This window comes from Streptomyces sp. NBC_00289 (genome assembly GCF_041435115.1).
GTDB lineage: Bacteria > Actinomycetota > Actinomycetes > Streptomycetales > Streptomycetaceae > Streptomyces.
The window spans coordinates 8493559-8514428 of the sequence record NZ_CP108046.1 but is presented as its reverse complement, the minus strand read 5'-3'; the positions used below and the strand labels follow the sequence as shown (position 1 = coordinate 8514428).

Here is a 20870-nt window from a genome sequence, read left to right as displayed (position 1 = left end):
CTTGGCGGTGGAGGTGGTCACCATGACCGAGAAACAGCACCCGAAGGCCGCGAACACCTACGAGGTGGTCGTCGTCGGAGGCGGCGCGGCCGGCCTGTCCGCCGCGCTGGTCCTGGGCCGGGCCCGGCGCCGCACGCTGGTCGTCGACGCGGGCGAACCGCGCAACGCGCCCGCCGCCCACATGCAGGGCTTCCTGACCCGCGACGGCATGGCACCCGCCGAGTTCCTCGCGATCGGCCGCGAGGAGATCGCGCGCTACGGCGTCGATCTCGTCCGGGACCGGGCGGTGGACGCGGCCCGCGACACGGACGGCGAGTTCGACGTGACGCTCGCCGGCGGGCGGACCGTGCACGCCCGGCGCCTGGTCATCGCGACCGGCCTGAAGGACGAGCTGCCCCCGGTCGCGGGCCTCGCCGAGCGCTTCGGGCGCGATGTGCTGCACTGCCCGTACTGCCACGGCTGGGAGGTGCGGGACCAGGCCTTCGGAGTGCTCGCGACCACCCCGATGAGCGTGCACCAGGCGCTGATGGTCTCCCAGTGGTCCAGGGACGTGACGCTGTTCCTGCACCGGGTCACCGAGGAGCAGTTGTCCGACGAGGACCTGCGCAGGCTCGCCGCGGCCGGGGTCGCCGTGGTGCCCGGCGAGGTCACGGAGCTGGTGGTCGAGGACGACCGGCTCACCGGAGTCCGGCTCGCCGACGGCACGGTCCACGACCGCCGGGTGCTGTTCGTCGCGCCCCGCGCCGTCCCGCGGACCGGCCTCCTCGAGAAGCTGGGCGCCGAGATGGAGGAAACCCCGTTCGGCGGCTACCCGGTGATCGACGAGCGGGGCCTGACCAGCGTGCCCGGACTGTGGGCGGCGGGCAACGCGAGCGGTTTCGCCGAGCAGGTGGTGAACGCGGCCAGCCGTGGATACCGGGCGGGCGCCACGATCAACGGCGAACTGCTGATGACCGACCTCGACGCGCTCGTACGGGCGGGGGACGGATCCGTCCGGGTGTAGACCCCCCGTCCGCGGTGCACCATGACTGCATGCTGCTGACCCGGCTGGCCCGTGTGTCCCAGGAGGTGGCCGCCACCTCCGCGCGGTCGCGGAAGATCGCGCTGCTCGCCGAGCTGTTCCGGGACGCGGAGGCCGAGGACGCGCCGATCGTCATCCCGTATCTGGCGGGACGGCTGCCCCAGGGGCGGCTCGGCGTCGGCTGGAAGGTGCTGAGCCGCGCCGTCGACCCGGCCGCCGAGCCGTCGCTGACCGTGCGCGAGGTCGACGCCCGGCTCACCGAGCTGGGCGGGATCTCGGGTGCCGGCTCGCAGGCCGAGCGGGTGCGCCTGGTCGGAGAGCTGATGGGCGCGGCCACGGCCGACGAGCAGCGGTTCCTGCTCGGGCTGCTCAGCGGCGAGGTCCGGCAGGGCGCGCTCGACGCGGTCGCGGTCGAGGGTCTGGCCGAGGCGACCGGGGCGCCGTCCGGGGACGTACGGCGTGCGGTGATGCTGGCGGGTTCGCTGCAGACCGTCGCGGAGGCCCTCCTCGCCGACGGCCCGGCCGCCCTGGACCGCTTCCGGCTCACCGTCGGCCGCCCGGTCCTGCCGATGCTCGCGCACAGCGCCTCCTCGGTGGCCGAGGCGGTCGACAAGCTCGGGGCCTGCGTGGTCGAGGAGAAGCTGGACGGCATCCGCGTGCAGGTGCACCGGGACGGCGACGTCGTACGGGTCTACACCCGCACCCTCGACGACATCACCGACCGACTCCCCGAAGTCACCGCGGCGGCACGGCTGTTGCGAGGTGAGCGGTTCATCCTTGACGGCGAGGTGATCGCGTTCGGCGAGGACGGGCGGCCGCGTTCGTTCCAGGAGACCGCCGGGCGGGTGGGCTCCCGCGTGGACGTGGCCACGGCCGCCGAGGCGGTCCCGGTCTCCCCCGTGTTCTTCGACACGCTGTCCGTGGACGGCCGTGACCTGCTCGACCTGCCCTTCGCGGAACGGCACACGGAGCTGGCCCGGCTGGTGCCCGAGCCGATGCGGGTGCGCCGCACACCGGTCTCCGGACCGCAGGACGTGACCACCGCCGAGGAGTTCCTCGCCGAGACGCTCGACCGCGGCCACGAAGGCGTCGTCGTGAAATCCCTGGACGCCCCCTACAGCGCGGGCCGGCGCGGCGCGTCCTGGCTGAAGGTCAAGCCCGTCCACACCCTCGACCTGGTGGTCCTCGCCGCCGAGTGGGGCCACGGCCGGCGCACCGGAAAGCTCTCCAACCTGCACCTGGGCGCCCGCGCCGCGGACGGCTCCTTCGTCATGCTCGGCAAGACCTTCAAGGGCATGACCGACGCGATGCTGACCTGGCAGACCTCCCGGCTCCGGGAGCTGGCCGTCGACGAGAGCGGCTACGTGGTGACCGTACGCCCCGAACTCGTCGTCGAGATCGCCTACGACGGCCTGCAGAGGTCCACCCGCTACCCGGCCGGCGTCACCCTCCGCTTCGCACGCGTGATCCGCTACCGCGAGGACAAGCGTCCCGAGGACGCCGACACGGTCGAGACGCTGCTGGCCGCCCACCCCCAGGTGCGGCCGTGACCGGGAGACGGAGTGCGGGCCTGCTGCTCTTCCGCCACACCGGACGCGGTCTGGAGGTGTTGCTCGGCCACATGGGCGGCCCGTTCTTCGCCCGGCGTGACGCCGGGGCATGGACGGTGCCCAAGGGCGAGTACGAGCCCGACGAGCCGGCCTGGGACGCGGCCCGCCGGGAGTTCCGCGAGGAACTGGGGCTGACGCCGCCCGACGGCCCGGCCCTCCCGCTCGGCGAGGTCCGCCAGTCGGGCGGCAAGACCGTCACGGCCTGGGCGGTCGAGGCCGACCTCGACCCGGCGACGATCGACCCCGGCACGTTCCGGATGGAGTGGCCGCCGAGATCCGGGCAGATCCGGGAGTTCCCCGAGCTGGACCGCGTCGAGTGGTTCGGCCTCGACCGGGCCCGCGAGGTGATCGTCGGGGCGCAGACCGCGTTTCTCGACCGTCTGGCGGAGCACTCGCCCCCATGAGACGTGTCCACGTCGCAGACGTACCCGCGTTGCGGTCGCCACCGCCGCGCGGGAAGGTCGAAGCACATCCGCTTTCAGGAGGTCAGTCATGCCCATCGCGACGGTGAACCCGGCGAACGGCGAGACGCTCAAGACGTACGAGGCCATGGGCGACGAGGAAATCGAACGCCGGCTCCAGCTCGCGGAGGCCACCTTCCGCACGTACCGCACGACCACGTTCGCCGAGCGGTCCCGTCTCCTCGTCCGGGCGGCCGAGCTCCTCGACGAGGACGAGCAGGACATCGGCCGCCTGCTGACCACCGAGATGGGCAAGCCGGTCAAGCAGGCCCGCGCGGAGGCCGCCAAGTGCGCCAAGGCGATGCGCTGGTACGCCGAGCACGCCGAGGAACTGCTCGCCGACGAGGAACCCGCCGAGTCCGACGTGAAGGACTCCGGCGCCTCCCGCGCCCTGGTCCGCTACCGGCCGCTCGGCCCGGTGCTCGCGGTGATGCCGTGGAACTTCCCGCTGTGGCAGGTGATCCGGTTCGCGGCCCCCGCCCTGATGGCGGGCAACGTCGGCCTGCTCAAGCACTCCTCGAACGTGCCGCAGACCGCCCTGTACCTGGAGGACCTCTTCCACCGGGCGGGCTTCACCGAGGGCTGCTTCCAGACGCTGCTGATCGGCTCCGCGGCGGTCGACGAGATCCTGCGCGACGAACGCGTCAAGGCGGCCACCCTCACCGGCAGCGAACCCGCGGGCCGCGCGGTCGCCTCCACCGCCGGGAACATGGTCAAGAAGACGGTGCTGGAACTGGGCGGCAGCGACCCGTTCGTCGTGATGCCGTCCGCCGACATCGACCGGGCCGCGCAGGTCGCGGTCACCGCGCGTGTGCAGAACAACGGGCAGTCGTGCATCGCCGCGAAGCGGTTCATCGTGCACACGGACGTCTACGACGCCTTCGCCGAGCGCTTCACACGGGGCATGCGGGCGCTGACGGTCGGCGATCCGCTGGACGAGGGGACGGACGTCGGGCCGCTGGCCAGCGAACAGGGCCGGGCCGACCTGGAGGAACTGGTCGACGACGCCAAGCGCGGCGGCGCGGCCGTCCTGTGCGGCGGTGAGCGCCCGGACGGGCCCGGCTGGTACTACCCGCCGACCGTCCTCGCCGGCATCACCCGCGAGATGCGCGTCCACCGCGAGGAGGCCTTCGGCCCGCTGGCCACCCTCTACCGCGCGGGCGACCTCGACGAGGCCGTACTGATCGCCAACGACTCACCGTTCGGGCTGAGTTCCAACGTGTGGACGCGGGACGAGGCCGAGGTCGACCGCTTCGTACGGGATCTGGAGGCGGGCGGTGTGTTCGTCAACGGGATGACGGCGTCCCATCCGGCGCTGCCGTTCGGCGGGGTGAAGCGGTCCGGATACGGCCGTGAGCTGTCCGGGCACGGAATCCGCGAGTTCTGCAACATCACCACCGTATGGCACGGAGCGTGAGCCTTCCGCGGCTACGATCCCCTTTGTGAACCGCGAAGTGACTCTGCCTCTGATCGTCGACGACCGCGGCACCTTGCAGGTCTCCGCGGCCGACGTGAGCAAATTGCTCCGCACGGTGGGTGGCCGGTGGCTGCATCTCGTGGAGGCCGGGCAGGAGGGGCTCGACGAGGACACGGTGGCGGCCCTGACGATCGAGCTCGCGAAGCTCGCCGACCGGATCGACGTGGCGTGCATCGCCCACAGCAGCGGGACCACACCCTAGGGCGAGCCGGACGGGCTCGCCCCGGAGGTGGTGGAAGCGGGAAGTGCGTCAGCGGATGGGCATGCCGGAGAGGGTACGGGCGATCACCAGGCGCTGGATCTCGCTGGTGCCCTCGAAGATCGTGTAGATGGCCGCGTCCCGGTGCATCCGCTCCACCGGGTACTCCCGGGTGTAGCCGTTGCCGCCGAGGATCTGGATCGCCTGGCCGGTGACCTTCTTCGCGGTCTCGCTGGCGAACAGCTTGGACATCGACCCCTCGGCCGCGTTGAACGGCCTGCCGTTGATCGCCATCCACGAGGCGCGCCAGACCAGCAGCCGGGCCGCGTCGACGGACGTGGCCATGTCCGCCAGCTGGAAGGCCACTCCCTGGTTGTCGATGATCGGCCGGCCGAACTGCTCACGCGTCTTCGCGTAGTCGAGGGCGACCTCGTACGCGGCCCGGGCGGTGCCCACCGCCATGGCGCCGACGGCCGGGCGCGAGGCCTCGAAGGTGGCCATCGCCGCGTTCTTCACCCGCTCGCCCCCCGACTTCGCGCGCTCACGGGCCCGTGCGAGGCGCTCGTCCAGCTTCTCCTTGCCGCCGAGCAGGCAGGAACCGGGAACACGGACGTTGTCCAGGACGACCTCGGCGGTGTGCGAGGCGCGGATGCCGTGCTTCTTGAACTTCTGGCCCTGGGACAGCCCCGGCGTGTTCGGCGGGATGATGAAGGATGCGTGCCCCTTGGAACCGAGCTCCGGATCGACGGCCGCGACGACGACGTGGACGTTGGCGATGCCGCCGTTGGTCGCCCAGGTCTTCGTGCCGTTGATCACCCACTCGTCCTTGGCCTCGTCGTACACGGCACGCGTGCGCATGGACGCGACGTCGGAGCCGGCGTCGGGCTCGGAGGAGCAGAAGGCGGCGACCTTCACGTCGTTCGCGTCCCCGTACATCTGCGGGATCCACGTGCCGACCTGTTCCTCGGTACCGTTGGCGAGAACGCCGACGGCCGCGAGGCCGGTGCCGACGATCGACAGGGCGATGCCCGCGTCGCCCCAGAAGAGCTCCTCCATGGCCATCGGAATGCCCAGGCCGGTGGGGTCGAAGTACTGCTGGGCGTAGAAGTCGAGGGAGTAGATGCCGACCTTCGCGGCCTCCTGGATGACCGGCCAGGGAGTCTCCTCACGCTCGTCCCATTCGGCGGCGGCGGGGCGGATGACGTCGGCGGCGAAGCCGTGCAGCCAGTCCCGCACCTCCTTCTGTTCGTCGTTGAGCTCCATGGTGAACTCGGCCATGTCCCCTCCAGCGGTGGCGCACGTACATGTTACTTGCGGTAACAGTAGTCTGTTACCGACCAGTAGGAAATGTCAACTCCCGATGACCGCTCGGTAGCCCGTTCGATGTCAGAAGGGTGTTGAGTGTTAGTTTGCGCAGGCGTCACCGAAACAGCACGGGTGGGGAGAGCACATGGACACCACACAGCGGACCGAGCAGCAACGGTCCGCCGACCGCCGACGGCGCGAACTGCTGGAGGCCGCCGACCGGGTGGTGCTGCGCGACGGCCCGCAGGCCTCGATGAACGCCATCGCCGCCGAGGCCGGTATCACCAAGCCGATCCTGTACCGGCACTTCGGGGACAAGAGCGGACTCTACGCCGCTCTCGCCACGCGGCACACCGACGCGCTGCTCGCCTCGCTGCGGGCCGCCCTCGACGCCCCGGCGGAGCGGCGCGAACGGGTCGAGGCCACCCTCGACACCTACCTCGCGGCGATCGAACTGCGCCCCCAGGTGTACCGCTTCCTGATGCATCCGTCCGACGGGTCGCCCGGCGACCAGGGCTTCGACGTGGGCAAGCACTCGGCACCCCTGCTGCGGCGGATGGGCGAGGAGTTGGCCCAGGTCATCGAGGAGCGGCTGGATGTCGGACCCGGCACCCAGCAGCTCGCGCGGGTCTGGGGCCACGGCATCGTCGGGATGATGCACGCCGCCGGTGACTGGTGGCTCGGCGAACGCCCCTGCACCCGCGCGGAGTTGGTGCGGAGCCTGGCCGACCTGCTGTGGGGGCGGCTGGCCGCGGCGGGGGACAAGGCCGGCGGACCGGGGTTTTGACGGTCGTACGGGCGGCCGCGGGGCCGAAGCGGTGCGGCCGTGCGGCCGCACCGGGCAATAGCTCCGCGCCCCTTCACGACGGACGGCTCACGCGTGCCAGGAAGCCCGCCGCACCTGCCGCATGAGGCGGCGGTGCCGCAGGCCCGTCAGACGGTCCGCGTAGAGCCGGCCCTCCAGGTGGTCGCACTCGTGCTGAAGGCACCGCGCGAAGAAGCCCGTGCCGTGCACGGTGACCGGCTCCCCGGTCACCGTGAAACCCTCGACCACGGCGTGGTCGTAGCGCTCGGTTCCCGCCTCCAGGCCAGGAAGCGACAGACAGCCCTCCGGCCCGCGCAGCACCAGCCCGTCGGCGACCACCAGGCGCGGGTTCACCACATGGCCCAGATGGCGCACGTCCTCGTCGTCGGGACAGTCGTACACGAACACGCGCCACGGCTCGCCGATCTGGTTCGCGGCCAGGCCGACCCCCTGGGCGGCATACATGGTCGCGAACAAGTCCTCGACGAGGCGGGCCGGTTCGGGACCGAACTCCGTGACCTCCCGGCACGGCTCACGCAGGGTCGCGTCGCCGAGCAGGACGAGGGGCCGGACGCGCCCGCGGGCGCCCGGAATAGGGCCGTTTCGCATGCGGCAAGGGTACGGTCCGCCGCGGACCGGGCCCGCCGCGCGGGTATTGGTGGTGGCCGGGATTCGGGAGAGCGAATGGATCTCGATAGGCTGACCACCACCACGTTGCCGTCAGGCAGAGGCGCGGCGCGTACGCAAGGAGGATCGAGAACTGATGTCAGGCAACTCGGACCCGCTCACGCCGCGGGCCAAGCTGGCCGTGACCGCGGGCAAGGCGGTCGCGGCGGCTTCGCGTGCCGCGGGGCGCGGCAGCGGTTCGGTGATCGGCGGCCGGGTGGCGCTCAAGCTCGACCCCGACCTCCTCGCGCGGCTCGCCCAGAACCTGGACGTCGTGCTCGTCTCGGCGACCAACGGCAAGACCACCACCACCCGGCTGATCGCCGAGGCCCTGCGCGCTGCCGGCCCGGTCGTCTCCAACGCGCTCGGCGCCAACATGCCCGCCGGCATCACCTCGGCGCTGGCGGGCAGCTCGGACGCGCGGTACGGGGTCATCGAGGTCGACGAGAAGTACCTGGCGGGAGTCGCCCGGGACACCGACCCGAAGTGCATCGCCCTGCTCAACCTCTCGCGCGACCAGCTCGACCGCGCCGCCGAGACCCGCATGCTCGCGGAACACTGGCGCGAGGGGCTCGCCGGTTCCAAGGCCGTCGTCGTCGCCAACGCCGACGACCCGCTCGTCGTGTGGGCCGCCTCCTCCTCCCCCAACGTGATCTGGGTCGCGGCCGGCCAGATGTGGCAGGAGGACGCCTGGTCGTGCCCCTCCTGTGGCGGCGTGATGCAGCGCCCCGGCGACGACTGGTTCTGCGGCGAGTGCGGTTTCCGCCGTCCGACGCCGAGCTGGGCGCTGTCCGGTGACCACGTCCTCGACCCGCACGGCTCCGCCTGGCCGATCCACCTCCAGCTGCCGGGCCGCGCCAACAAGGCGAACGCCGCCTCCTCCGCCGCCGTAGCCGCCGTCTTCGGCGTGCCGCCCCAGGTGGCCCTGGAGCGGATGTACCAGGTGCAGGCGGTGGCCGGGCGCTACGACGTGGTCCAGTTCATGCAGCGCGACCTGCGGCTGCTGCTGGCCAAGAACCCGGCCGGCTGGCTCGAGACGTTCAGCCTGATCGACCCGCCGCCGACCCCGGTCATCCTGTCCGTAAACGCGCGCGGCGCCGACGGCACCGACACCTCGTGGCTGTGGGACGTCGACTACACGCGTCTGACCGGCCACCCGATCTTCGTCGTGGGCGACCGGAAGCTGGACCTCGCGGTGCGGCTCGAGGTGGCGAACCAGCACTTCCAGGTCTGCGAGAACCTCGACCAGGCGGTCCAGGCGGCTCCGCCGGGCCGGATCGAGGTCATCGCCAACTACACCGCGTTCCAGGACCTGCGCCGCCGCGTCGGCAACTGAGTGACAAGGACGAAGACATCATGAGCGACAACAGCCTGCGGGTCGTCTGGGTCTACCCGGACCTGCTGAGCACCTACGGCGACCAGGGCAACGTCCTCGTGGTGGAGCGCCGGGCCCGGCAGCGCGGCCTCGACGTGGCCCGCCTCGACGTGCGCAGCGACCAGCCGATCCCCACCTCCGCCGACATCTACCTGATCGGCGGCGGCGAGGACCGGCCGCAGCGGCTCGCGGCCGAGCGGCTGCGCCGGGACGGCGGTCTCCAGCGGGCGGTGGAGAACGGCGCGATCGTGTTCTCGGTGTGCGCCGGCTACCAGATCCTCGGCCACGAGTTCATCAACGACCTCGGTCAGCGCGAGCCCGGCCTGGGCCTGCTCGACGTGGTCTCGGTGCGCGGCGAGGGCGAGCGGTGCGTCGGCGACGTGCTCGCGGACATCGACCCGCGTCTGGGCCTGCCCCCGCTGACCGGCTTCGAGAACCACCAGGGCGTCACCCACCTCGGCCCCACCGCCCGCCCGCTCGCCAAGGTGCGCATCGGCAACGGCAACGGCACGTCCGACGGTACGGAGGGCGCGTACAACGACACGGTGTTCGGCACGTACATGCACGGCCCCGTGTTCGCGCGCAACCCGCAGCTCGCCGACCTGCTGCTGAAGCTGGCCCTGGACGTCAACGCGCTGCCGCCGACCGACGACCGCTGGTACGAGTCGCTGCGCGGCGAGCGCATCGCGGCGGCGGAGCAGCCCGCCTGACCGCCGCGCCCCGCGATGTTCACCCGTATGCCCCGCAGGTGTGGCAAGCCCGTCTGACAGCCTGTACGCACAGGTGAGCGGGGCCGTCCAGCAGGCGGACGGACGCTTCGGTCCCGCCCCCCTCAGCCGCTAGGGTGGCGGGAATCCGGCCGGACAGCGTGGTCCGGTCCCCGGCCCACGTTGAGAAGGTTGTTTCGGGCTATGCGCATTGGTGTCCTCACGTCCGGCGGCGACTGCCCCGGCCTGAACGCCGTCATCCGGTCCGTCGTGCACCGTGCCGTCGTCGACCACGGCGACGAGGTCATCGGCTTCCGGGACGGCTGGAAGGGCCTCCTGGAGTGCGACTACCTCAAGCTCGACCTCGACGCGGTGGGCGGCATCCTCGCCCGCGGCGGCACGATCCTCGGCTCCTCCCGGGTCCAGCCCTCGCACCTGCGGGACGGCGTGGAGCGGGCCCGGGGCCATGTCGAGGAGCTCGGTCTCGACGCGGTCATCCCCATCGGCGGTGAGGGCACGCTCAAGGCGGCCCGGCTGATGGCGGACAGTGGCCTGCCCATCGTCGGCGTGCCCAAGACCATCGACAACGACATCGCGGTCACGGACGTCACCTTCGGCTTCGACACGGCCGTGGGCGTCGCGACGGAGGCCCTGGACCGGCTGAAGACCACCGCCGAGTCCCACCAGCGGGTCCTGGTCGTGGAGGTCATGGGCCGCCACACCGGCTGGATCGCGCTGCACTCCGGCATGGCGGCGGGCGCCCACGCCATCGTCGTACCGGAACGACCCTTCGACATCGAGGAGTTGGCGGCTCGGGTGGGCGCGCGGTTCGAGGCCGGCAAGCGGTTCGCGATCGTCGTCGCCGCCGAGGGGGCCAAGCCGGCGGTCGGCAGCATGGACTTCGACGAGGGCGCCAAGGACATCTACGGCCACGAGCGCTTCGCCGGAATCGCGCGGCAGCTCTCGCTGGAGCTGGAGCACCGCCTCGGCAAGGAGGCCAGGCCGGTCATCCTGGGGCACGTGCAGCGGGGCGGGACGCCCACGGCGTACGACCGGGTGCTGGCGACGCGCTTCGGGTGGCACGCGGTGGAGGCGGTGCACCGGGGTGAGTTCGGCAAGATGACCGCGCTGCGCGGAACCGACATCGTGATGGTGCCGCTGGCGGAGGCCGTGGAGACGCTGAAGACGGTGCCGGACGAGCGGTACGAGGAGGCGGAGTGCGTGCTCTGAGCGCTCCGCCCGTGGTCCGGTAGCGCGGCTCGCCGCGCCCCCGTGGGGCGCCGCCGCATCACCACGGAATCGTTGTTCCGCCCCCGGTCGCGAGTGCGGTCGGGGGCGGTTCTAGTCTGGGTCCGGACAGACAGCACAATGCGTACGAACCAGGAGCCGTTGGATGGATCACAGCGGGCACGGCATGACCATGGATCTGCCGCCGTTCACGCTGGGGCGGGGGCTCACGTGGTCCGCGGACCCGTTCTTCCTCGTCGCCTGCCTCCTGGGGCTGGGCCTGTACGGCTGGGGTGTGCTGCGGCTGCGGCGGCGCGGCGACGCGTGGCCGGTCGGCCGGACGATCGCCTACGTCGTCGGGGTGCTCACCGTGGCGCTCGTGATGTGCACCCGGCTGAACGACTACGGAATGGTCATGTTCAGCGTCCACATGGTGCAGCACATGGTGATCAGCATGCTGTCGCCGATCCTGATCCTGCTCGGGGCGCCGGTCACGCTGGCGCTGCGCGCGCTGCCGCCGGCGCCGCGGGGCCGCAAGGGTCCGCGCGAGCTGCTGATGATGTTCCTGCACAGCCGCTACATGCGGATCATCACGCATCCGGCGTTCACCATCCCGCTGTTCATCGCGAGCCTGTACGCGCTGTACTTCACCCCGATCTTCGACTTCCTGATGGGCTCGAAGACGGGGCACATCGCGATGATGGTGCACTTCCTCGCCGTCGGAGTGGTCTTCTTCTGGCCGATCATGGGCGTGGATCCGGGTCCGAACCGGCCCGGCTACCTGCTGCGGATGCTGGAGCTGTTCGCGGGCATGCCGTTCCACGCGTTCTTCGGCATCGCCCTGATGATGGCGTCGGAGCCGCTGGTCGCGACGTACAAGAACCCGCCCGCCTCGCTCGGCATCGACGCGCTCACGGACCAGAACGCGGCCGGCGGCATCGCGTGGGCGTTCAGTGAGATCCCGTCCGTGCTGGTGCTGATCGCGTTGCTGTTCCAGTGGTACGGCTCGGAGCAGCGGCAGGCCAAGCGCCAGGACCGGGCCGCCGACCGCGACGGCGACAAGGAGCTGGAGGCGTACAACGCCTATCTGGCCTCCCTCAACGCGCGCGGGAACTGACCCGAAGACCTCGCTCTCGTCCGTTCGCCCGAGGCGCGGCAGGCTGGTTCGGCCGCCCCGCCCCGGTGCGACTTCACCCGTTCGGGCGTACGGCTGGGCGCGCCCAAGACCCCCCACCGGCTCGGGCGCGGCTCGAGAAGTCGGGCACACATTTCGCCGTCCGCGCCGTCCGCGGGCAGAACCGGGGCACCATGGAGGAGGACGAACCAAGAGAAGGGTGTCCCGATGCCCGGTTCCACGAACGGTTCCACGAAGACGATGGGGGTGCTCACCGTCGGCGGGCTCGTCGTGGTGACGGCCTACACGGTGGCGCTCGGCAGCAACGGCTGGCTGTGGTTCGGCTGGGTCGTGCTGGGCCTGATCACCCTCGGAATGGTCGCCACGCGCAGTACCTGACGCGCACCGCCGGACAGGCGCGGGACCCGGCATGCGGGGTCCGTGCTCATCCCGCGGTGAGCCGTCCCGCCGAGTGCACTCCCGGCTGGTATTTCGGCAGCCGGGCGGTGATCTTCATTCCCGCTCCCACGGCGGTCTCGATGACGAGGCCGTAGTCGTCTCCGTAGACCTGCCGGAGCCGGTCGTCGACGTTGGACAGCCCGATGCCACCGGACGGGCTGACCTCGCCGGCGAGGATGCGGCGCAGCGCGTCGGGGTCCATGCCGGTGCCGTCGTCCTCGATGACCACGAGGGCCTCGGCGCCGGTGTCCTGCGCGGTGATGCTGATGCGGCTCCTGCCGGCGGACACGGCCTTCCCCTCCAGACCGTGCTTGACGGCGTTCTCGACGAGCGGCTGGAGGCACAGGAAGGGCAGGGTCACCGGCAGCACCTCGGGGGCGATCTGGAGGGTGACGGAGAGGCGGTCGCCGAACCGGGCCCTGACCAGTGCCAGGTACTGGTCGATGGCGTGGAGCTCGTCGGCGAGGGTGGTGAACTCGCCGTGCCTGCGGAACGAGTAGCGGGTGAAGTCGGCGAACTCCAGGAGGAGTTCACGGGCGCGCTCGGGGTCGGTGCGCACGAACGAGGCGATCACCGCGAGCGAGTTGAAGATGAAGTGCGGGGATATCTGCGCGCGCAGAGCCTTGATCTCGGCCTCGATGAGGCGGGTGCGGGAGCGGTCGAGGTCGGCCAGTTCCAACTGGACGGAGACCCAGCGGGCGACCTCGCCGGCGGCCCGTACGAGGACGGCGGACTCGCGGGGCGCGCAGGCGACGAGGGCCCCGTACACGCGGTCGTCGACGGTGAGCGGCGCGACGACGGCCCAGCGCACCGGGCAGTCGGGGGTGTCGCAGGTGAGCCGGACGGCCTCGCCGCGGCCGGTCTCCAGCGGCCCGGCGAGGCGTTCCATGATCTCGGTGCGGTGGTGCGCGCCGACGCCGTCCCAGACCAGGACGTCCTGCTGGTCGGTCAGGCACAGGGCGTCCGTGCCGAGCAGTGAGCGCAGTCGGCGGGCCGACTTCCGCGCCGTCTCCTCGGTGAGGCCGGCGCGCAGTGGAGGCGCGGCGAGGGAGGCGGTGTGCAGGGTCTCGAAGGTGGCGTGTTCGACGGGGGTGCCGAGACCGCCGAGACTCTCGGGGCGCGCGGTGCGCCGGCCCAGCCAGAAGCCGGCGGCCAGCAGGGGGAGGACGGCCACGCACAGGCCGGCCAGGAATCCGCTCATGCCATGTCCTCCGGCCCGGCGGGGTCGGGGACGGCACCCGGGCCGCCTCGGCGTCCCTTCGTCCCGGCGGGATGACCCCTCATGCCTTGACCTCCGCCCGCAGTTCTTCCGGCAGATGGAACCGAGCCAGGATCGCTTCCGTGCCCGCCGGTACCCGGCTCGCGGTGGCCAGCGACACCAGGATCATGGTGAGGAAGCCCAGGGGCACCGACCACAGCGCCGGCCAGGCCAGCAGGGCGTGCAGCGGGCCCTTGCCCGGGAAGCCCGCCATCGTGGCGGCCACGGCCACGAACGCGGAGCCGCCGCCCACCAGCATCCCGGCGGCCGCGCCGGGCGGGGTCAGTCGACGCCACCAGATGCCGAGCACGAGCAGCGGGCAGAAGGAGGAGGCGGAGACGGCGAAGGCCAGCCCGACGGCGTCGGCGACCGGCAGCCCGCCGACCAGCGCGCTCGCCGCGAGCGGTACGGCCATCGCGAGCACCGTGCCGAGCCGGAAGTGCCGTACGCCGCGCGTCGGCAGGACGTCCTGGGTGAGCACGCCCGCCACGGCCATGGTCAGCCCCGAGGCCGTGGACAGGAACGCGGCGAAGGCGCCGCCCGCCACCAGGGCGCCGAGCAGGTCGCCGCCGAGGCCGCCGATCATGCGGCCGGGCAGCAGCAGGACGGCGGCGTCCGCGTCGCCGGTGAGGGCGAGTTCGGGGGCGTAGAGCCGGCCGAGCGCGCCGTACACGGGCGGCAGCAGGTAGAAGGCCCCGATCAGGCCGAGGACGGCCACCGTGGTGCGGCGGGCGGCGACGCCGTGCGGGCTGGTGTAGAAGCGGACGACGACGTGCGGCAGGCCCATGGTGCCGAGGAAGGTGGCGAGGATCAGTCCGTACGTGGCGTACAGGGGGCGTTCCTCCCGGCCCGCGGCCAGGGAGGTCGACATGCCGCCGGTGGTGGCGCGGTCGGCGGCCGGGACGGCGGCGCCCGGGTCGAAGGTCAGCCGGGTGCCCCGTTCGATGCGGTGGGTGCCGGCGGGGAGGCGGAGCCGCTCGTGGTCGTGCGGGCGGTCGTCGACGGTGCCGCTCACCGTGACGGTCAGGGGCCGGTCGAGCGTCAGGTCGAGGCTGTCGTCGACGCGGACGACCCGCTGTTCGCGGAAGGTGACCGGCTCCTCGAAGGCACGGCGGGGCGCCCCGTCGTCCTGCCAGGCCAGCACCAGGAAGAGGGCGGGGACGAGGAGGGCGGTGAGCTTGAGCCAGTACTGGAAGGCCTGTACGAAGGTGATGCTGCGCATACCGCCGGCGGCGACGGTGGCGACCACGACGACCGCGACGATCACACCGCCGAGCGAGTCGGGCGCGCCGGTCAGCACGGTCAACGTCAGTCCGGCGCCCTGGAGTTGGGGCAGCAGGTAGAGCCAGCCGACGCCGACGACGAAGGCCCCGGCCAGCCTCCGCACCGCCTGTGAGGCCAGCCGGGCCTCCGCGAAGTCGGGCAGGGTGTAGGCGCCGGAGCGGCGCAGCGGGGCGGCGACGAACAGCAGGAGGACCAGGTAGCCGGCGGTGTAGCCGACCGGATACCAGAGCATGTCCGGGCCCTGCACCAGGACCAGGCCCGCGATGCCGAGGAAGGAGGCGGCGGAGAGGTACTCCCCGCTGATGGCGGCCGCGTTGAGGCGGGGGCCGACGGTGCGCGAGGCGACGTAGAAGTCGGAGGTGGTGCGGGAGATGCGCAGGCCGAAGGCGCCGACGAGGACGGTCGCCACGACGACCAGGGCGACGGCGGGGACGGCGTAGGTGGAGTTCACGGCGCTCGGCGGTCCTCGGTATCCGCGGTCCGACCGCTCATCGGTCCTCGACCAGTCGCACGAAGTCCCGTTCGTTGCGCTCCGCGCGGCGCACGTGCCAGCGGGCGAGCAGCACCATCGGCGCGTAGAGGCCGAAGCCGAGCACCGCCCATTCCAGTCGGCGGGCGTCCGGCATCGCGGCGAAGAGCAGCGGCAGCGGTCCGATGAGCAGGCCCAGGACCGCGAACACCGTGAGGGCTGCGCGCAGTTGGGTGCGCATCAGGGAGCGGACGTAGGTGTGGCCGAGGGTTGTCTGCTCGTCGATCTCGGTGCGCGGACGGTAGTAGCCGGAGGCGCGTCGGGTGCGCCGGGGCGGGCCGGTGACGACGACCCGGGGTTCGGTGGGGTCCTGGGGCACCTCAAGGCCTCCTCATCAGCAGGTCCCGCAGTTCCCGCGCGTGCCGGCGGCTGACCTGGAGCTCCTCCGCGCCCACTAGGACGCTCACGGTACCGGCGTCCAGGCGGAGTTCGCCGATGTGGCGCAGGGCGACGAGGTGGCGGCGGTGGATGCGGACGAAGCCGCGGGAGCGCCAGCGCTCCTCCAGGGCGGACAGCGGGATGCGGACGAGGTGGCTGCCCTTGTCGGTGTGCAGCCGGGCGTAGTCGCCGCGGGCCTCGACGTGGGTGATGTCGTCGACGGCGACGAAGCGGGTCACGCCGCCGAGTTCGACCGGTATGTGGTCGGGGTCGGGCTCGTGCACGGGTATGCGGGGCGCGGTGCCGCTGCGCTCGGCGGCCCGCCGGACGGCCTCCGCGAGCCGTTCCTTTCGTACCGGTTTGAGCACGTAGTCGACGGCCTTGAGGTCGAAGGCCTGCACGGCGAAGTCCTCGTGGGCGGTGACGAACACGACCAGCGGCGGCACGGCGAACCCGGTCAGCAGCCGGGCCAGGTCGAGCCCGTCGAGGCCGGGCATGTGGATGTCGAGGAAGACGACGTCGATCGCCTCCGGCCCGCCCGGTCCCGACTCCAGGGCGCGGTTGATCCGGCGCAGCGCCTCGGTGGCGTCGCCGGCGCCCTCCGCGCTGCCGATGCGGGGGTCGGCGTTCAGGAGGTAGAGCAGTTCCTCCAGCGAGGGTCGTTCGTCGTCGACGGCGAGGGCGCGCAGCATGAACGTGGAGTGTAGGAGCAATCCGTACGTCTGGACATGTGCCGGGTGCGGACGTCCTCGCTGGATACAGTGCCGACATGAACAGCAGGACCACCCCGTTCGACGAGCTCGACCGGAAGATCATCACCGCTCTGATGGCGAACGCCAGGACCAGTTTCGCCGAGATCGGGGCGGCGATCGGCCTGTCCTCGACGGCGGTCAAGCGGCGCGTGGACCGACTAAGGGAGACGGGCGTGATCGCCGGGTTCACCGCCACGGTGCAGCCGTCCGCGCTGGGCTGGCGGACCGAGGCGTACGTCGAGGTCTACTGCGAGGGCGCGGCCCCTCCGCGGCGGCTCGCCGAGGTGGTCCGCAACCATCCGGAGATCACCGCGGCCATGACGGTGACCGGGGGCGCGGACGCGCTGCTGCACGTGCGGGCACGCGACGTGGAGCACTTCGAGGAGGTGCTGGAAAGGATCCGGGCGGAGCCCTTCGTCCGCAAGACGATCAGCGTCATGGTGCTCTCCCACCTCATTCCGGAGAGCCCGGAGGCGGGCGCCGGCTACGCCGCACCCGACGACGCAGCGGACGTGCGCCAAGAAGCCTGACAACGCAGCATTCCTGCGCGAACACGCAGCTCCTGTTCCTTGTCGGGCGTACAGGTCAGTTCCTACCTTGGTGTCAACCCTCAGTCGACACCGCAGGAAGCGGAGGAACCCCTCTGTGACCCACAGCCGTGTGCCGCGCCGACGACGATTCCTCGTCTGCGAACCCAGACACTTCGCCGTGCAGTACGCGATCAACCCCTGGATGCATCCCGACACCCACGTCGACGTCGACCTGGCCCAGGAGCAGTGGCAGGCGCTGATCCGCGCCTACCGCGCCCACGGGCATGCCGTCGACACGGTGGAGCCGGTCCCCGGCCTGCCGGACATGGTCTTCGCCGCGAACTCGGCGGTCGTCGTCGACGGCCGCGTCTTCGGCTCCCTCTTCCACGCACCCGAGCGCCGTGCCGAGTCCACGCACTACGACACCTGGTTCAAAACGGCGGGCTACGACGTGTACCGCCCCGAGGCCGTGTGCGAGGGCGAGGGCGACCTGGTCTGGACGGGACGGTACGTGCTGGCCGGCACCGGATTCCGGACCACCCGCGAGGCGCACCGCGAGGTGCAGGAGTTCTTCGGCCACCCGGTGATCGGCCTGACGCTGGTCGACCCGTACTTCTACCACCTGGACACCGCGCTGTTCGTCCTGGACGACGACAACATCGCGTACTACCCGGAGGCGTTCTCACCCGGGAGCCGCGAGGTGCTCGCTCGGCTGTACCCGGACGCGGTGCTCGCGTCCCGGCACGACGCCATGACGTTCGGTCTGAACTCCGTCTCCGACGGCCGCCACGTCTTCATCGCCCCCCGGGCCGAGGCACTCGCCGCCCGCCTGGACGCCCACGGCTACGTCCCCGTTCCCGTCGACCTGTCCGAGTTCCAGAAGGCCGGCGGCGGCATCAAGTGCTGCACTCAGGAGATCCGCTCATGACCGCTCCCGTCCGCACGCGTTCGTCCGCCGATCTGATCCGCGCCGAGGAACCGGTCCTCGCGCACAACTACCACCCGCTGCCGGTGGTCGTCGCCCGCGCCGAGGGCACCTGGGTGGAGGACGTCGAGGGCCGCCGCTACCTCGACATGCTGGCCGGGTACTCGGCCCTCAACTTCGGCCACCGCCACCCGGCGCTGGTCGAGGCCGCGCACCGGCAGCTCGACCGGCTGACGCTCACCTCCCGCGCCTTCCACAACGACCGGCTCGCCGAGTTCGCCGAAGGACTCGCCGGGTTGACGGGCCAGGACATGGTGCTGCCCATGAACACCGGGGCCGAGGCGGTCGAGAGCGGCATCAAGGTGGCCCGCAAGTGGGCCTACGAGGTGAAGGGCGTCCCGGCCGACCGGGCGACGATCGTGGTCGCGGCGGACAACTTCCACGGCCGTACGACGACGATCGTCAGCTTCTCGACGGACGAGACGGCACGGACCGGTTTCGGCCCCTTCACGCCGGGCTTCCGCATCGTCCCGTACAACGACCTGGCCGCGCTGGAGGCGGCGGTCGACGAGACGACGGCGGCCGTGCTGCTGGAGCCCATTCAGGGTGAGGCGGGCGTCGTCATCCCGGACGAGGGCTACCTGACCGGCGTCCGCGAGCTGACCCACCGCAAGGGCTGCCTGTTCGTCGCCGACGAGATCCAGTCCGGGCTCGGCCGCACCGGCCGTACCCTCGCGGTCGAGCACGAGTCGGTCGTCCCGGACCTTGTGCTGCTCGGCAAGGCACTGGGCGGCGGCATCGTCCCGGTGTCCGCGGTGGTGGGCCGCCGGGACGTGCTCGGTGTCCTCGGCCCGGGCGAGCACGGCTCCACCTTCGGCGGCAACCCGCTCGCCGCCGCGGTCGGCACGGCGGTGGTGGAACTGCTGGAGACGGGTGAGTTCCAGCGCCGGGCGGCCGAGCTGGGCGTCCTCCTGCGGGACGGGCTCACGGGCCTGGTGGGCAAGGGCGTCGTCGGGTTCCGGGCGCGCGGGCTGTGGGCGGGCGTCGACGTCGACCCCGCCATCGGCACCGGCCGCGAGGTGAGCGCGCGCCTCATGCGGGAGGGCGTCCTGGTCAAGGACACCCACGGGTCGACGATCCGCCTGGCGCCGCCGCTGACGATCACGGGCGAGGAGCTGGCGGGCGCGCTCGGCGCACTGGAGAGGGTGCTGACGCGGGCGAGCTGACACCGGACGGCCCACCTGACCGAGGTCCGCAGGACACCGGCGGATCCCCGCGCTCCGCCCGCACGCAGGACGACCGCGTGAGGGCGGAGCGGCACAACAGGGCCGCCGCCCCGTTTACCACACGATCCGCTCCCCCGCCCTGATCGGGAGCTTCGTGCGAAACTGGTGTGATCCCGGTGGTAAGGCGGGGACATGAAAACCTTGGCGATCAACTACGCGGCGGCGTTCCAGGCCCTGCCCGGCATGGTGGCACTGCTCACGCCGGACCTGGTGTACGCGGACGCCAACGAGGAGTTCCTGCGCGTGTCCGGGCGCAGGCGCCTCGACGTGGTCGGCCGCTTCCTCTTCGACGTCTTCCCCGACAACCCGGACGACCCCCACGCGAGCGGCATGCGCAACCTGGAGGCCTCGCTGCGGCGGGTCCTGGCCACCGGCGAGCGCGACACGATGGCCCTGCAGCGCTACGACCTGGAGGACCCCGACAAGCCCGGGGTGTGGGAGACCCGCTACTGGAGCCCGGTCAACGCCCCCGTGCACGGCCCCGGCGGCAAGGTGGTGCTGCTGGTGCACCGGGTCGAGGAGGTCACCGAGCTGATCCGGGCCCGCGGCGGCTCCGGCGGGAGTCGGGGCCGGGTGCTCGAGGCCGAGTTGTACACCCGGGCCCGCGAACTCCAGGACCTCAACGACCGGCTGCGCCAGGCCCACGCCCGCGAGCGTGAGGTCGCCCTCGCCCTCCAGGAGGCGATGCTGCCCGCCCCGCGGCAGGTGGGCGACCACCGGGCCGCCGTCCGCTACCGGCCGGCCGTCGGCGCGCTGAACGTCTGCGGGGACTGGTACGACCTGGTCGACCTGGTGGACGGCCGGCGCCTCGGCGTCTCCGTCGGCGACGTGGTCGGGCACGGCCTGGCGGCGGCCGGCGTGATGGGCCAGCTGCGCAGCGCGCTGAGCGCCGCCTCCCGGGTCGCCGAGGGGCCCGCCCAGGCGCTCAACGTCCTGGGGCGGTACGCCAACGTCGTGGACGGCGCGGAATCGGCCACCGCGGTCACGACCTTCGTCGACTTCGAGCGCCACACCATCACCTACAGCAGCGCCGGGCATCCGCCGCCCGCGCTGGTCCACCCCGACGGTCACGTGGAGTTCCTCGACCGGGCCACCGACCCGCCGCTCGACGCCCGTCCGGACCCGGCCCCCCGGCCGCAGGCCGAGACCACGTTCACCAGTGGCGCGACCCTGGTGCTGTACACCGACGGTCTGATCGAACGGCGCCACGAGGACATCGACACGGGCCTGGCCCGACTCGCCGGCTCCCTCTCCCGTCACCGGACGGCGGACCCCGAGGCCCTCGCGGACGCCGTCCTGTTCGAACTGCTGCCGCCGGGCGGCGCCACCGACGACACCGCGCTGATCGTCGTGCGTCTGTGACGCGGTGCCGGGGGATTGAGCCAGAGGCGTCCGCGCCGGTTCCAAGTGCCTGGGCCTGCACCTAGACTGACACCCCCGACACGTCGGTTGACCTGCCGGAACACGGCGGTTGAGGCGATCCGCCGGAGTGAGGAGCGACC

General features: G+C 72.0%; 21 protein-coding genes. 15 read left to right on the top strand and 6 right to left on the bottom strand.

The window, feature by feature from the left end; all coding sequences use genetic code 11:
* The first annotated feature begins 22 nt into the window (after positions 1-22).
* The 5 genes from OG985_RS38600 (at position 23) to OG985_RS38580 (ending at position 4771) form a co-directional block, all read left to right on the top strand.
* Positions 23-1003, top strand: coding sequence for an NAD(P)/FAD-dependent oxidoreductase (locus tag OG985_RS38600; RefSeq protein WP_371673020.1), 981 nt, complete (start codon positions 23-25; stop codon positions 1001-1003).
* Positions 1004-1032: 29 nt separating this feature from the next.
* Positions 1033-2571, top strand: coding sequence for an ATP-dependent DNA ligase (locus OG985_RS38595; RefSeq protein ID WP_371673019.1), 1539 nt, complete (start codon positions 1033-1035; stop codon positions 2569-2571).
* Positions 2568-3035: an NUDIX domain-containing protein gene (locus tag OG985_RS38590; protein WP_371673018.1), complete on the top strand. Its 468-nt coding sequence runs from the start codon at positions 2568-2570 to the stop codon at positions 3033-3035. Before OG985_RS38595 ends, OG985_RS38590 begins: the two co-directional genes overlap by 4 nt.
* A gap of 88 nt (positions 3036-3123) precedes the next feature.
* The gene (locus OG985_RS38585; RefSeq protein WP_371673017.1) at positions 3124-4509 is read left to right on the top strand and encodes an NADP-dependent succinic semialdehyde dehydrogenase; all 1386 of its coding nucleotides are present in this window, start codon (positions 3124-3126) and stop codon (positions 4507-4509) included.
* A gap of 25 nt (positions 4510-4534) precedes the next feature.
* Positions 4535-4771, top strand: coding sequence for a DUF6213 family protein (locus tag OG985_RS38580; RefSeq protein WP_371673016.1), 237 nt, complete (start codon positions 4535-4537; stop codon positions 4769-4771).
* Positions 4772-4819: 48 nt separating this feature from the next.
* On the opposite strand, the gene OG985_RS38575 is transcribed toward OG985_RS38580, so the two are convergent.
* Entirely contained in the window at positions 4820-6046 is a 1227-nt protein-coding gene (locus tag OG985_RS38575; protein WP_371673015.1) for an acyl-CoA dehydrogenase family protein, read from the bottom strand.
* A 172-nt stretch (positions 6047-6218) separates the two neighbouring features.
* Between OG985_RS38575 and OG985_RS38570 the strand changes: the two genes are divergently transcribed.
* Positions 6219-6860, top strand: coding sequence for a TetR family transcriptional regulator (locus OG985_RS38570; RefSeq protein ID WP_371673014.1), 642 nt, complete (start codon positions 6219-6221; stop codon positions 6858-6860).
* Between the two features lie 87 nt (positions 6861-6947).
* Here the strand turns inward: OG985_RS38570 and def are convergent, their stop codons facing one another.
* Positions 6948-7487, bottom strand: coding sequence for a peptide deformylase (def, locus tag OG985_RS38565; protein ID WP_371673013.1), 540 nt, complete (start codon positions 7485-7487; stop codon positions 6948-6950).
* A gap of 154 nt (positions 7488-7641) precedes the next feature.
* On the opposite strand from def, the gene OG985_RS38560 reads away from it, so the two are divergent.
* From OG985_RS38560 to OG985_RS38540, 5 genes are all read left to right on the top strand, one after another.
* Positions 7642-8880: a MurT ligase domain-containing protein gene (locus OG985_RS38560; protein WP_371673012.1), complete on the top strand. Its 1239-nt coding sequence runs from the start codon at positions 7642-7644 to the stop codon at positions 8878-8880.
* Positions 8881-8900: 20 nt separating this feature from the next.
* A complete protein-coding gene (locus tag OG985_RS38555) occupies positions 8901-9629 on the top strand; it encodes a type 1 glutamine amidotransferase (RefSeq protein WP_371673011.1) in 729 nt (242 codons plus the stop codon).
* 201 nt (positions 9630-9830) lie between these two features.
* A complete protein-coding gene (locus tag OG985_RS38550; RefSeq protein ID WP_371673010.1) occupies positions 9831-10856 on the top strand; it encodes a 6-phosphofructokinase in 1026 nt (341 codons plus the stop codon).
* A gap of 163 nt (positions 10857-11019) precedes the next feature.
* Complete coding sequence (locus tag OG985_RS38545) at positions 11020-11970, top strand: cytochrome c oxidase assembly protein (protein WP_371673009.1); 951 nt, start codon at positions 11020-11022, stop codon at positions 11968-11970.
* 225 nt (positions 11971-12195) lie between these two features.
* On the top strand, positions 12196-12366 hold the full coding sequence (locus tag OG985_RS38540; RefSeq protein WP_371673008.1) for a hypothetical protein: 171 nt from the start codon (positions 12196-12198) through the stop codon (positions 12364-12366).
* A gap of 46 nt (positions 12367-12412) precedes the next feature.
* Here OG985_RS38540 and OG985_RS38535 read toward each other — a convergent pair whose 3' ends face one another.
* The 4 genes from OG985_RS38535 to OG985_RS38520 form a co-directional block, all read right to left on the bottom strand.
* Complete coding sequence (locus OG985_RS38535) at positions 12413-13627, bottom strand: sensor histidine kinase (protein ID WP_371673007.1); 1215 nt, start codon at positions 13625-13627, stop codon at positions 12413-12415.
* 79 nt (positions 13628-13706) lie between these two features.
* Positions 13707-15419 carry a cation acetate symporter gene (locus OG985_RS38530; protein ID WP_371673006.1) on the bottom strand — a complete coding sequence of 571 codons (1713 nt, stop codon included), beginning with the start codon at positions 15417-15419 and terminating at the stop codon, positions 13707-13709.
* A 37-nt stretch (positions 15420-15456) separates the two neighbouring features.
* Complete coding sequence (locus OG985_RS38525; protein ID WP_371673005.1) at positions 15457-15816, bottom strand: hypothetical protein; 360 nt, start codon at positions 15814-15816, stop codon at positions 15457-15459.
* 1 nt (position 15817) lies between these two features.
* Positions 15818-16567, bottom strand: a complete 750-nt coding sequence (locus OG985_RS38520) for a LytR/AlgR family response regulator transcription factor (protein WP_371673004.1) — start codon at positions 16565-16567, stop codon at positions 15818-15820.
* 77 nt (positions 16568-16644) lie between these two features.
* Here OG985_RS38520 and OG985_RS38515 point away from each other — a divergent pair, with 77 nt between their 5' ends.
* The 4 genes from OG985_RS38515 (at position 16645) to OG985_RS38500 (ending at position 20730) form a co-directional block, all read left to right on the top strand.
* Positions 16645-17157, top strand: coding sequence for an Lrp/AsnC family transcriptional regulator (locus tag OG985_RS38515; protein ID WP_371673003.1), 513 nt, complete (start codon positions 16645-16647; stop codon positions 17155-17157).
* Positions 17158-17272: 115 nt separating this feature from the next.
* Positions 17273-18085, top strand: coding sequence for a dimethylargininase (gene ddaH, locus OG985_RS38510; protein ID WP_371673002.1), 813 nt, complete (start codon positions 17273-17275; stop codon positions 18083-18085).
* A complete protein-coding gene (gene rocD, locus OG985_RS38505; RefSeq protein WP_371673001.1) occupies positions 18082-19308 on the top strand; it encodes an ornithine--oxo-acid transaminase in 1227 nt (408 codons plus the stop codon). The genes ddaH and rocD overlap by 4 nt, the downstream gene beginning before the upstream one ends.
* Positions 19309-19500: 192 nt before the next feature.
* A complete protein-coding gene (locus tag OG985_RS38500) occupies positions 19501-20730 on the top strand; it encodes a PP2C family protein-serine/threonine phosphatase (RefSeq protein ID WP_371673000.1) in 1230 nt (409 codons plus the stop codon).
* Positions 20731-20870 lie beyond the last annotated feature (140 nt).